Here is a 12,471-nt window from a genome sequence, read left to right as displayed (position 1 = left end):
AATGCTTAAAATTTTTAATACTTTGAGCGGTAAGAAAGAAGAATTCAAACCGATCGAAGACGGCAAAGTAAAAATGTATGTGTGTGGCATTACGGTTTATGACTATTGTCACATTGGACATGCTCGAGCAATGATTTCATTTGATGTGATCACACGCTTCTTGCGTCATGTGGGTTACGATTTAACCTACGTACGCAACATTACGGATGTTGATGATAAAATCATTAAGCGTGCCGCTGAAAACAATGAAACACCAAGCCAGTTAACAGAACGCATGATTGCTGCACAAACGGAAGACGAAACAGCGCTGGGTAACAAAGCGCCAGATCAAGAGCCGAAAGCGACAGAGTTCATGCAGCAAATAATCGACATGATTCAAGTGCTGGTCGATAAAGGCTACGCCTACCAAGGTGAAAGTGGTGACGTGTATTACCGCGCAAGCAAGTTCGCTGATTACGGTAAACTGAATAACCGTAAAATCGAGGACATGCTTGCTGGCGCTCGTATTGAAGTAGAAGCTTCTAAAGAGCACCCTGCGGATTTCGTGCTATGGAAACCGGTAAAGGAAGGTGAAGTTCATTGGGAGTCGCCTTGGGGCAAAGGTCGCCCTGGTTGGCACATTGAATGTTCAGCCATGTCGACACATTGTCTTGGTTCGCATTTTGATATTCATGGTGGGGGTCCAGATCTTAAATTTCCACATCATGAAAATGAAATCGCTCAGTCAGAAGCGGCTACGGGTGAGCAATACGTAAATTACTGGATGCATTGTGGCGCAGTACGCGTAAACAACGAGAAGATGTCTAAATCTTTGGACAACTTTTTTACCATTCGTGAAGTACTTGAAAAGTTCAATCCAGAAGTAGTTCGTTACCTGATGGTGTCTAGCCAGTACCGTAGTAGCATTGATTACTCCGATGCTAGCTTGAAAGATGCTAAGACGGCGTTAGAGCGTCTATACACGGCGCTTCGCGATCAAGAAATTGCCTCAAGCTTTGTTGCAACAGAGTTTACAGAGCGCTTTGAAGACGCCATGCGTGATGACTTCAATACGCCTGTAGCGCTGTCTGTTATGTTTGAGCTGGTCCGAGAGCTCAATAAAGCACGTGCAGAAGGCAGCGACACAGCTGCTACGCTTGCCGCTGAATTAAAAGCGCTTGCTGAGGTGTTGGGGTTGCTTTATCAAGACCCTGAATACTTCATGCAAAACAGCACCGTGAATGAAGGCTTGTCAGCTGAAGACATTGAGGCCTATATTGTTGAGCGTGCTCAAGCACGTAAAGACAAAAACTTTTCTCGTGGTGACGAGATCCGTGACCTATTACTGGAGCAGGGTATTACATTGCTTGATAGTCGCGAAGGCACAACGTGGACTCGTGGCTAACTAGCTTATAGGCCATAAAAAAGGGAGACTCGCTGAGCCTCCCTTTTTGCTTGTTATAAAAGACAGTTAGCGCTAACTCTCCGATTTAACGCGCACAGCAAGCACATCACACGGCGCACCGTGTAATACGCCATTTGCTGTTGAACCTAGTAACAGAGCTAGCCCGTGGCGACCATGACTGCCGACGACAATTAAGTCAGCGCTCGATTCTTCTGCAACACGATGAATTTCACTTTCAATACCACCTTGAGTAACAATAGTGGAATGAACAGGGACCTCTAGTTGATCAACGAGTACCTGCATACGGCTTGTGGCCGTAGTGTGGAGTTGTTCTTGAATGTCACTTACGTCAATTGGCACATCACCGCCGTAAGCGTAGTTAAGGGATTCAATTACGTGAATAATAGTGAGCTGGCCGTCGAAGGCTTTGCACATGGCAGCCGCCTTGTTGGCAACAAGGATACTTTGGTCCGTTAGGTCCACCGCCAAAATAATGCGTTGGTAGGGCATGGGATACCTCCAATTTTGGGTTCCATTTATTCTCAACATTTTAAGAGTAAAGCAATGACAGCTTTAATTGTAGTATTTATTACCCTTTCCTTGATGGGATCGGCATTATGGATCATGCCTACACGGCGTGAGCGTGAAAAAATGGCATTACGCATGCAGGCTCGTCAACACAATATTACCGTACAGCTAACAAGTGTAAACCTGCCAGACAAGTGGGATAAGATAAAGGTCAAAGAAAGTGGTCTTTGTGCTTATCATAAATATCGTGAAAAGCCGCTTAAAGACTTTTCTGATATCAATATCTACCCTTATGAGGTATGGAAACACGAGTCAATTTGTGAGGGCTGGTACGCCAATTTGCCGTTTTCACTGGATTCAGATATAGCAAATCTACTGGAAAAGCATCACGCTGTCTTTGTGGCGATAGAGATATCGGCTAACAGCGTGAGTTTGTACTGGAGAGAAAAGGGTGACGAAAGCACCGTAAACGATGCTAACACCATCATTACTCGTCTTTTAGAGGTTCGCTAGCAACGCCTGCGGACAGATCCTCAATGGAGTGGACAAGCTCTGAAAGCACTTCTTCAGGGTTTTCTGCTTCTTGAATCGCCATAATTTGCGGAGCCAAGATTTCTTGCATCCGTCCATCAACAAATTTTTCTAACTCTTTTTTCTCTGGTCGATCCACATTGTTGGACTTTAAGTGTGAGTGAATAACACTGTAAAGGGTTTGCGCAACGCGCATATCACCAGAATGAAAGTTCTTATTAGCCTGAACGATTTGGCGATTCAACTGAATCCAAAGGTTCAGCCAGCGTAAGTAGACATAGCAGAGCTTGTAATGGGTATTGCTTATACGGCCTTTGCGGCGCATATAAAGCAGCATTTTTGCCGCTTTGGTTAACCGTTCTTTGTATTTTGTTTTCTCATGAAAACTCATTTCATCTGGTTCAACATTCATATGTGCTGGGGCTTCTTCCCGTTCAGCCTCAGCCTTAGCAATACGCTGTTCTATTTTTTCTGGGTCATCCGTATATGAGATGAGCTCTCGTAAATTTTCTAAATAAAAGTCATAAAAAACATCGCTGACGATCATATCGGTATTAATTGACCGTAATCCGATGATATGTTGCTCCATGCGATCAGCGCGGTTTTTTAACTGTAGAAGTTTTAATCGACGTTCTTTTAACTCCAGCTCTTTTTGATGAGCACGCGAGCCAACGACCACTGAAACCAGCACGATTATGAAAAGAATGACTATAGTTAGGATCTGAAGCGTAGCCATGATTGTCCTTTGTAAGTGATTTCAGTATGTTAAAGGGCAAATGCTAGACACAGCAATAGGAATGTTGCGAATCTCTCAGGGATTGCTTGTCATATATTAGCGCTTTGCTTAATATCTGCGCCCCTAAGGTATTCTAAGCACGTTCATCTTTCAAAAGTAATTAAGGCTCGAACAACCCAATGGCAAAATCTCTGGTTATCGTGGAATCGCCAGCTAAGGCAAAAACAATTAACAAATATCTCGGCAACGACTTCGTCGTGAAGTCGAGTGTTGGTCATATCCGAGATCTCCCGGCTGGTACGACGTCCACATCTACACCGCAGGAACGTGCTAAACAAGCCGCGTTGACGCGCAAAATGAGCCCGGAAGAGAAAGCGGAACACAAACGCACAAAAGCACGTAAACAGCTGATTAACCGTATGGGCGTGGACCCTGAACATAACTGGGCTGCACAATACGAGATTTTACCCGGTAAAGAAAAGGTTGTTGAAGAACTACGCCGACTAGCTAAAAATGCTGACACCATCTATCTCGCAACCGATTTGGATAGAGAAGGTGAGGCCATTGCATGGCATTTACGTGAAGCCATTGGTGGTGATGATAATCGTTATAAACGGGTTGTCTTCAATGAAATCACAAAAAATGCCATTACATCGGCTTTTGAGACACCATCAGAACTAGACATGAATCGCGTTAATGCTCAACAAGCGCGCCGCTTCCTCGACCGCGTTGTAGGGTTTATGGTGTCACCGTTACTTTGGGCAAAAGTAGCTCGTGGATTGTCCGCTGGCCGAGTTCAGTCGGTTGCAGTGCGATTGATTGTTGAACGTGAAAAAGAAATTCGTGCTTTTATCCCAGAAGAGTTCTGGGAACTTGACGCTAATTTAGCGACTCAAGATAAAGCCAACATTCCTTTTGTCACAGTGAAACATCAAGGCAAAGAATATCGTCCGACTTCTCAAGAACAGTCAGACGAACACGTTAAACGTCTAGAAAACGCAGCGTTCAATGTTGTCAGTCGTGAAGATAAACCGACTCGCTCTAAGCCGTCGGCACCTTTTATCACATCAACATTGCAGCAAGCCGCGAGCACTCGCTTGAGTTTTGGCGTTAAGAAAACAATGATGCTTGCGCAGCGTTTGTATGAGGGTGGTTATATCACCTACATGCGTACAGACTCGACCAATCTAAGCGCTGAGGCCGTTGAAGCTGCTCGTGAGTACATTCAAAGTAAATTTGGCGACGCTTACTTGCCACCGGAAGCATTACGTTATTCGAGCAAAGAAGGCGCTCAAGAAGCCCATGAGGCGATTCGTCCTTCTAGTGTGGATGTAACCCAAGATATGCTGCAAGGCATGGATAAGGATGCACACCGTCTTTATGATCTGATCCGCAATCAGTTTATTGCATGTCAAATGACGCCCGCAGAATATACCTCTACTACCATTACTGTGATTGCAGACGAATACGAACTACGAGCAAAAGGCCGAATCTTACGCTTTGATGGTTATACTCGTGTTATTACACCGGTAGGTAAAAAAGTCGAAGACACTATTTTGCCAGATGTGAAGCAAGGTGAGCAGTTAACATTGATTAACTTAGACCCTGAGCAACATTTCACCAAACCTTCGGCACGCTACAGTGAAGCCAGCTTAGTAAAAGAGTTGGAAAAACGTGGTATTGGTCGTCCATCAACGTACGCGTCAATTATTTCAACCATTCAAGACCGTGGTTACGTGCGTGTTGAAAACCGCCGTTTCTACGCAGAAAAAATGGGTGACATCGTTACCGATCGACTGGTAGCAAGCTTTGATGACCTCATGGATTTCAGCTTTACTGCGCAAATGGAAGAAAAGCTTGATGATATCGCAGAGGGCGAAAAAGATTGGATAAAAGTACTGAATAGCTTTTATGCTGATTTTAGCAAAACCCTAAATAAAGCCGAAGCGGTTGACGGCGGTATGGCACCAAATGAGCCAACGCCAACGGATATCCCATGTCCAACGTGTGAACGACCTATGCAGATTCGAACTGCTAGCACCGGTGTATTCTTGTCCTGCTCTGGTTACGTATTGCCGCCAAAAGAGCGCTGTAAAGCAACCATCAACTTAGTAAGTGGTGATGAAGCGGTTGCGGTCGATGACGAAGAAGGCGAATCTAAAGCCCTGATTAACAAGCGTCGTTGTGACATTTGTGGATCAGCGATGGACAGTTACTTGGTCGATGAACACCGCAAATTACACGTTTGTGGTAACAACCCTTCTTGTCCAGGTTTTGAAGTCGAAAAGGGGACATTCAAGCTCAAAGGCTACGATGGCCCTACACTTGAATGCGATAAATGTTCTTCTGAAATGCAGCTAAAAACTGGTCGTTTTGGTAAATACTTTGGCTGTACTAATGAAGAATGTAAGAACACACGTAAGCTATTGAAAAATGGCGAAGCCGCGCCGCCAAAGATGGACCCTGTTCCGATGCCTGACTTAGCATGTCAAAAGGTGGAAGATCATTATGTTCTACGTGACGGTGCAACGGGGCTTTTCCTTGCGGCCAGCCAATTCCCACGCAAGCGTGAAACGCGTCCGCCATTAGTAAAAGAGCTAAAACCTTACATGGATCAAATTGATCCAAAATATCATTACTTTGACAGTGCTCCATTGCAAGATGAAGAGGGTAACCCAACCGTTATTCGCTTCAGTCGTAAAACGAAAGAGCAATACATTATGACTGAAATAGAAGGCAAGCCTACAGGCTGGAAAGCCTTCTACGAAGGTGGTAAGTGGAAAATTGATCACGGTAAAAAGAAAAAATGATGTCATCTAGTTTGGCAAGTAGCACTAATCAACGCTTAGATGCGGCGCGTCGCCTGCTGGTTCAAAGCCAGCAGGAAGAAGGCGAATGGCTCATGAACAGCTATGAATCTTCTGCAGTGTTCCAGCTACGCAGTGGTTTGAATGGTTTACTTCAAGAGGTGATGGCTTCTTATAATCTTTCCTGCCAAGTTGATATTGACGTCATGGTTCGTGCCAGCGAAGAAAGAGGGATTGCTATCCCAGTGCTGTTAGAGTTAATGCAACTTAAATCATCTAGGCAGTCTTGGTTGTCTCAATTGCTAGATACATTTGATGCAGCACTTGAGTGTCGTGCTGCAAATCAGGCATACTCCGCAGCGGGTAATGTTGAGCTGATCGGTCGAGGTTCTGATGCTGGTAGCTCAACCAAACACATCTTAAGCTCTTTAACTGAGCTCGTCTTACGTTTTCGTGAAGACGCCGCAGAATATTAATGATGAAAGATACGTATTTAGAAATAGTAGAATTAGAAAATGGCGAGATTGTCTTGCGCCCAGCAGGGGAAGACGACGATAAAACACCGATTGCCACACTGACCATTTCTGATGACACGAAAGACTTTTTGAAGGATCGTTATTTTGAATTGGCTAAATGTATGTTCCATGCGGGCATAGATTTTGTTTATTCAGATGACTTCGATGGTTTAGATGGCTCTGATTCCGATGTGTATGATGAAGAATTCATGCCTCGGATATTGCACTGATAATTAAAGTTAAGGGTTAAAATTCATGGCCGCTATAAGTAAAACACTTAAAGCAGCCATGATGGGGTTCTCAAGTTTTACAACCCACGTCGAATAACACCAACCGATAAGCCTTCAATAGCGAAATCTTCGCTTTCAAGATCAACGATGATGTCACTGAACTCTTCGTTTTCTGGAATCAGTCGAACTTCACGACCTTTTTGCTCGAAACGCTTTACTGTTACTTCGTCACCAATGCGCGCAACAACGATTTGTCCATTACGAACCGTATGTGTTTTATGAACGGCTAATAAGTCACCATCCATAATGCCGGCATTTTTCATACTCATACCGTTAACCGATAATAGATAATCAGCTTTAGGGGTGAACATTTCCGGCGCAACACTGATACGTGAATCGATGTTTTCTTGCGCTAAAATAGGGTAACCTGCTGCTACTCGACCAATGATGGGCAATGTTCCATTTTCATCGTTTGCACTGACAGGTTCAGGATCGACAAGACGAATGCCTCGCGATGCACCAGAAAGCATTTCAATAGCGCCTTTCTTGCACAGAGCCTTTAAGTGTTCTTCTGCAGCGTTTGGGGATCTAAAGCCTAGGCGCGCAGCAATCTCGGCACGAGTCGGTGGAAACCCCGTTTCGATAATGAATTCGCGTATAGTCTCTAGTACATCAGACTGTCTTTTCGTTAATTTAATCATATGGCATCTGTTTGTTTATACAGTTACTGTTATTATATACAGCTATCAATTAATTGCTCAACTAAATTCAATGCTTTCAGACTCAATTAAACAAAATATTCAAACGGCTTACCGCGCTTACCTTGAAGCAAAAGGCCATAAAGCACGTGTTGGGCAGCGACAAATGATCGCTACCATTGCGCGGACCCTTGGTGCCATTAAACAAGGCGCAGAAGGCGAACGCCTAGGTGAAAAGCACGTTGCTGTGGTAGAGGCGGGGACCGGTACGGGCAAAACCCTATCGTACTGCTTGTCTGCTATTCCGATTGCTAAAGAGAAAGGCGTCAAGCTGGTGATTTCCACGGCTACAGTGGCTCTACAAGAACAAATTCTTCATAAAGAGCTTCCTAGTCTACTAGAGCTAACCGATTACAGTTTTCGCTATACCTTGGCGAAAGGTCGTGGGCGTTATATGTGTCTGAATAACTTGGAAGGTTTTTTAGGTGCTGAAGAACAAGCCACGGATGATATGTTTGCTGGATTATTCGAACAGCACCTTGCTGCCGACGACATCAATACAGCGCTTTATCAAGAAATGGATGAAGCATTAGAAAGTGGCAAATGGGACGGCGATAAAGACAACTGGGAAGGCATCATCCGTGAACAAGATTGGCGTCGACTCACCACTGATCACCAACAGTGTACAAATCGTAACTGTGCTAACTTTTCAGTCTGTCCATTTTTTAAAGCCCGCGCAGAGTTAGAAACCGCCGATGTGATCGTTGCCAATCATGATTTGGTCCTAGCAGATTTATCGTTGGGCGGCGGTGCTATATTGTCTGATCCCAAAGAAACCATATATGTATTCGACGAAGGTCATCACCTACCAGACAAAGCCATCAGCCACTTTCGCCATGAAGTTAGATTACAGCAGAGCATTAGCTGGCTAAAACAGTTAGATAAAAACTTGATCAACTTACGTCAAGAGCTAACCAATGAGGTAAGTTTAACGGGTCAGATCTTATTAAAAATACCACAGCAGATCCAAAGCACTATTAACTTTATTCAATACGTTCAGCAGGGACTGGCTCCATTTATTCAAGAGTTAGGCTTAGATCAAGATTCTCGTCAGCATCGTTTTGAATTTGGTGTCATTCCAGATGAACTACGTCAACTGGCGTACAGTTTGGCTATGTCTTATCAAAAGCTGTTTAAGCAGATTGAAAACATTCAGGATGAATGTAAAAAAGTGAAGCAGAATGAAGGGATGGGCATTAAAGAAGATACCGCAGAAAGCTGGCTGCCTATCTTAGGTGTCATTTTAGGGCGCCTAGAAACCTGCACCGAACTGTGGAAGCTTTATTCAGCGCTGGATGACCAACAATACCCACCTAATGCCCGCTGGTTGCTTGTCGTGGGTCAGGGCATGGATCAAGACATTGAATTGGGTGGTTCACCTATTTTGGCAGCTCATACGCTGCGTATGCAGCTGTGGGACAAATGCTTTGGTGCAGTCGTCACCTCCGCCACATTGACGGCATTAAACGAATTTCACCGCTTTAATATGCGCTCTGGCGTGCCCAGAGAAAGTGAATACCTTCGTGTTATCAGCCCATTTGATTTCGCCAATAAAGGCACCCTTATTGTGCCGGACATGGAGGTTGAACCGAATCAAGCCGATGCACACAGTAAAGAACTGATTCGATATTTGAATGACAAAGTAGATCCATTGTTAGGTTCATTGGTTCTATTTTCATCACGTCGTCAAATGGAAGAAGTCGCCGCAGGCTTAAAAGACACACTTAAAGATATTTTGTTGATACAAGGCGAGCAGTCAAAACGCATTATTTTAGAAACCCACAAAGAGGCGATTGACGCTAAAAAAGGCAGTTTGTTATTTGGCTTGGCCAGTTTTGCAGAAGGTGTCGATTTACCTGGTGACTATCTCACGCGCGTATACATTGCTAAAATTCCATTTGCGGTGCCAGACGATCCGGTTGAAGCGACTTTGGCGGAGTGGATTCAAAGGCGTGGAGGTAACCCTTTTATGGAAATAACGATTCCTGATGCGTCTCTGCGCCTTGTTCAAGCCACTGGACGTTTACTTCGTAGTGAGAATGACAGTGGCGAAATTCACATTCTCGATAAGCGTCTTCGCACCAAACGCTATGGCTCACAGCTGATCAATAGCTTACCGCCTTATAAACAGATTTAACAAACTAAAGGTGATAACTGAGTGCCATTTAGGTACACTCGGAGCCCTGTTAACAAACATTCATTTAAAAGAGATTAAAGACTCTCACATGGAAAAACAGCAAGAAGCCGCGCGCCCAGCCTCTAAAGGGCCAAAGCGCCAGCGCAGACCCCGTCGTAAACACAACAAAAGCAGTGCTAACGCCACGGGAGCTAACGCTCCGGCTGCTGAAAAGGAAACTAATGTGCTTTGGTCTATTGATGACTTTAACGTTCCAGAAGTAGAAGGCAAAACTCGTTTCCACGATCTAAATCTTCCAGATCGCGTACTTCGCGCAATTCAAACCATGGGCTTTGAATACTGCAGCGAAATTCAAGCAGCAACGCTACCCGCTACATTACAAGGTTATGACCTGATCGGCCAAGCTCAAACTGGCACAGGTAAAACTGCCGCCTTTCTGATTGCTATGATCAGTGACTTTTTGGATTACCCTGAAAAGCAAGAACGCCAAAACCATTTTCCACGTGGTCTAATCATTGCGCCGACACGTGAATTGGCTCTTCAAATTGCTGATGAGGCAGAGAAGCTCACTAAGTTTACAAACTTAAATGTTGTGTCTCTAGTCGGCGGCATGGATTACGACAAACAACGTAAACAACTTGAATCTCTGCATGTTGATCTAGTTGTTGCAACACCTGGTCGTTTGCTCGACTTCGCGCGCAACAAGAAAGTGATGCTCAACAAAGTAGAATGCGTCGTGCTGGATGAAGCAGATCGAATGCTATCTATGGGCTTTATCCCAGACGTTAAAAGTATCATTCGTATGACCCCTCATAAAGAGCGTCGTCAGACCATGCTGTTCAGTGCTACGTTCCCAAAAGATGTTCAAGCACTGGCGCGACAGTGGACGTATCATCCGCAAGACGTATCAGTTGTACCGAAAGAGACGACGAACAAGAATATCGATCAGGTGATTTATACGGTTTCGGCTGGTCAAAAATGGCCTATCCTTAAAAAGTTGATCGAAGATAATGGCAACCAACGTACCATTATTTTTGCTAACCGCCGTGACGAAACACGTGAACTTAATGAAAAGCTAAAAAAAGCGAACATTAACTGCGCGATGTTATCGGGAGAAGTGTCTCAAGAAAAACGAGTTAAAACGCTTGAGAAGTTCAAAGACGGTAGTCTTCAAGTCCTTGTTGCGACCGATGTCGCCGGCCGTGGTATTCATGTTGACAACATCGAGCTCGTGGTTAACTACACGTTGCCAGATGATCCTGAAGACTATGTTCACCGTATTGGTCGTACAGGCCGAGGTGGCGAAATGGGTAAATCCGTCAGCTTTGCAACGGAAGATGATTCGTTCATGATTCCTGAAATTGAAGCGACAATCGGCGCCTCTATCCGTTGTGAATACATGCGCGACCAAGACTAAAGAGGGTTCATGAAGCTACACCATCATTTTGCTCAGCTGGGCAATGAGTTTTGTGCTCATACCCGTATTCAACCCTTAGCTGAGCAGCGATTGGTAGAGTATAACAAAACTCTAGCAAGCGAATTAGGTATCGACTTTTCGGATGAAAAGGTTCAAAAGATCTTAAGTGGTCAAGAGCCAATCGATGAGTCCCTTAGTATGGTGTATGCTGGCCACCAGTTTGGAGGTTTCAGTCCTCGACTAGGTGATGGCCGAGGTGTTTTGCTCGGTGAGGTAAAAGATCAGCATGGTGTATTACATGATCTTCATGTTAAAGGTGCAGGGCAAACCCCCTTTAGTCGTCAAGGTGATGGAAGAGCTGTGCTGCGCTCCAGCATTCGAGAATACCTCTCAAGCGAAGCGATGCATGCTCTAGGCATCCCGACCTCTAGAGCACTAGCACTGTACGATAGCAAGCAAGCGGTTTATCGAGAGCGCCCTGAGTCGGGCGCTTTATTAATCCGTACTGCGCAATCACATGTTCGATTTGGTCACTTTGAGTACTTTTTCGCGCATAAAATGTATGACCAACTGCAAGAGCTCATCGATTTCACACTCGACACTTATTTCTCACATCACAAAGACAAACCAGAACCGCTAAAAGCTATGTTAATCGAGGTTGTTCAAAGAACAGCTCGCATGATCGCAAAATGGCAGTCAGTCGGCTTTCAACATGGTGTGATGAATACAGACAACTTTTCAATTCTGGGTGAAACCATCGACTACGGCCCATTCGGCTTCATGGAAAACTTCGATGATAAGTGGGTATGTAATCACTCTGATCATGAAGGACGATATGCCTATTACCGACAACCGGGCATTGGTCTTTGGAACCTGAATTGTTTGATGTTTGCTTTCTCAAAACATTTCTCACGTGATGAATTGATTGAAGTGCTAAAACATTATGAGCCTACACTGCAAACCCATTATGATGAACTAATGATGGCAAAGTTAGGCATAGCAAGTACTTCTGAGTTAGAACCTATGCTGGAAAAGTTGTTTGTTGTGCTCAGAAAAGAGCATTTTGATTTCACGATTTTCTTTCGTTTGTTGAGTCAGGTCGATACAGATCAGCCGGAATTACTCATGGATGAAGTCGTAGATAGAAAAGCAATGGCAGATTGGTTGGATTACTATTGGTCAATTAGAAATGACGGACGAGATCAACAGGCCGTCAGTCAACAGATGCAAAAAGTGAATCCAAAATTTGTTCTAAGAAATTACCTTGCGCATGAAGTTATTGAAGCAGCAGAATCGGGTAATTACTTGCCGTTTAGACAGTTGCTTAACGTACTCAACAGTCCATTTGAAGAGCATGAAGAAAGTAATGCTTTGGCGATGCGAGCCCCTGATTGGGCTCGTCACCTAGAAGTAAGCTGCTCTTCATAA

11 protein-coding genes are annotated in these 12,471 nt (G+C 44.4%); 8 read left to right on the top strand and 3 right to left on the bottom strand.

Annotated features, from left to right (window positions below):
- The first annotated feature begins 1 nt into the window (after window position 1).
- Window positions 2–1,384, top strand: coding sequence for a cysteine--tRNA ligase (gene cysS, locus ACPUEK_RS12235; protein ID WP_425640930.1), 1,383 nt, complete (start codon window positions 2–4; stop codon window positions 1,382–1,384).
- 72 nt (window positions 1,385–1,456) lie between these two features.
- On the opposite strand, the gene ACPUEK_RS12230 is transcribed toward cysS, so the two are convergent.
- Entirely contained in the window at window positions 1,457–1,894 is a 438-nt protein-coding gene (locus ACPUEK_RS12230; RefSeq protein ID WP_067038044.1) for a universal stress protein, read from the bottom strand.
- 54 nt (window positions 1,895–1,948) lie between these two features.
- On the opposite strand from ACPUEK_RS12230, the gene ACPUEK_RS12225 reads away from it, so the two are divergent.
- A complete protein-coding gene (locus ACPUEK_RS12225) occupies window positions 1,949–2,425 on the top strand; it encodes a hypothetical protein (protein ID WP_425640929.1) in 477 nt (158 codons plus the stop codon).
- Here the strand turns inward: ACPUEK_RS12225 and ACPUEK_RS12220 are convergent.
- Window positions 2,400–3,179, bottom strand: coding sequence for a DNA topoisomerase I (locus ACPUEK_RS12220; protein ID WP_067038048.1), 780 nt, complete (start codon window positions 3,177–3,179; stop codon window positions 2,400–2,402). The genes ACPUEK_RS12225 and ACPUEK_RS12220 overlap by 26 nt on opposite strands.
- Before the next feature lie 179 nt (window positions 3,180–3,358).
- Between ACPUEK_RS12220 and topA the strand changes: the two genes are divergently transcribed.
- The 3 genes from topA to ACPUEK_RS12205 are packed head-to-tail and all read left to right on the top strand — an operon-like array spanning window position 3,359 to window position 6,731.
- Window positions 3,359–5,989 (top strand): type I DNA topoisomerase, encoded by a 2,631-nt coding sequence (gene topA / locus ACPUEK_RS12215; protein ID WP_425640928.1) that lies wholly within the window; start codon window positions 3,359–3,361, stop codon window positions 5,987–5,989.
- Window positions 5,986–6,462, top strand: coding sequence for a DUF6586 family protein (locus tag ACPUEK_RS12210; protein ID WP_425640927.1), 477 nt, complete (start codon window positions 5,986–5,988; stop codon window positions 6,460–6,462). Before topA ends, ACPUEK_RS12210 begins: the two co-directional genes overlap by 4 nt.
- A complete protein-coding gene (locus tag ACPUEK_RS12205) occupies window positions 6,462–6,731 on the top strand; it encodes a hypothetical protein (RefSeq protein ID WP_231872599.1) in 270 nt (89 codons plus the stop codon). The genes ACPUEK_RS12210 and ACPUEK_RS12205 overlap by 1 nt, the downstream gene beginning before the upstream one ends.
- A 77-nt stretch (window positions 6,732–6,808) precedes the next feature.
- Here ACPUEK_RS12205 and lexA read toward each other — a convergent pair whose 3' ends face one another.
- The gene (gene lexA, locus ACPUEK_RS12200) at window positions 6,809–7,432 is read right to left on the bottom strand and encodes a transcriptional repressor LexA (RefSeq protein WP_067038054.1); all 624 of its coding nucleotides are present in this window, start codon (window positions 7,430–7,432) and stop codon (window positions 6,809–6,811) included.
- A 70-nt stretch (window positions 7,433–7,502) separates the two neighbouring features.
- Between lexA and dinG the strand changes: the two genes are divergently transcribed.
- The 3 genes from dinG (at window position 7,503) to ACPUEK_RS12185 (ending at window position 12,471) form a co-directional block, all read left to right on the top strand.
- The gene (gene dinG, locus ACPUEK_RS12195) at window positions 7,503–9,626 is read left to right on the top strand and encodes an ATP-dependent DNA helicase DinG (protein WP_425640926.1); all 2,124 of its coding nucleotides are present in this window, start codon (window positions 7,503–7,505) and stop codon (window positions 9,624–9,626) included.
- Window positions 9,627–9,714: 88 nt separating this feature from the next.
- Window positions 9,715–11,043, top strand: a complete 1,329-nt coding sequence (locus tag ACPUEK_RS12190; RefSeq protein ID WP_067038058.1) for a DEAD/DEAH box helicase — start codon at window positions 9,715–9,717, stop codon at window positions 11,041–11,043.
- A 9-nt stretch (window positions 11,044–11,052) separates the two neighbouring features.
- Window positions 11,053–12,471: a protein adenylyltransferase SelO gene (locus ACPUEK_RS12185; RefSeq protein ID WP_425640925.1), complete on the top strand. Its 1,419-nt coding sequence runs from the start codon at window positions 11,053–11,055 to the stop codon at window positions 12,469–12,471.

This window comes from Marinomonas gallaica, assembly GCF_049821165.1.
In the GTDB taxonomy this organism is placed as follows: domain Bacteria; phylum Pseudomonadota; class Gammaproteobacteria; order Pseudomonadales; family Marinomonadaceae; genus Marinomonas; species Marinomonas gallaica.
This window is presented reverse-complemented; position numbering and strand designations above follow the sequence as displayed.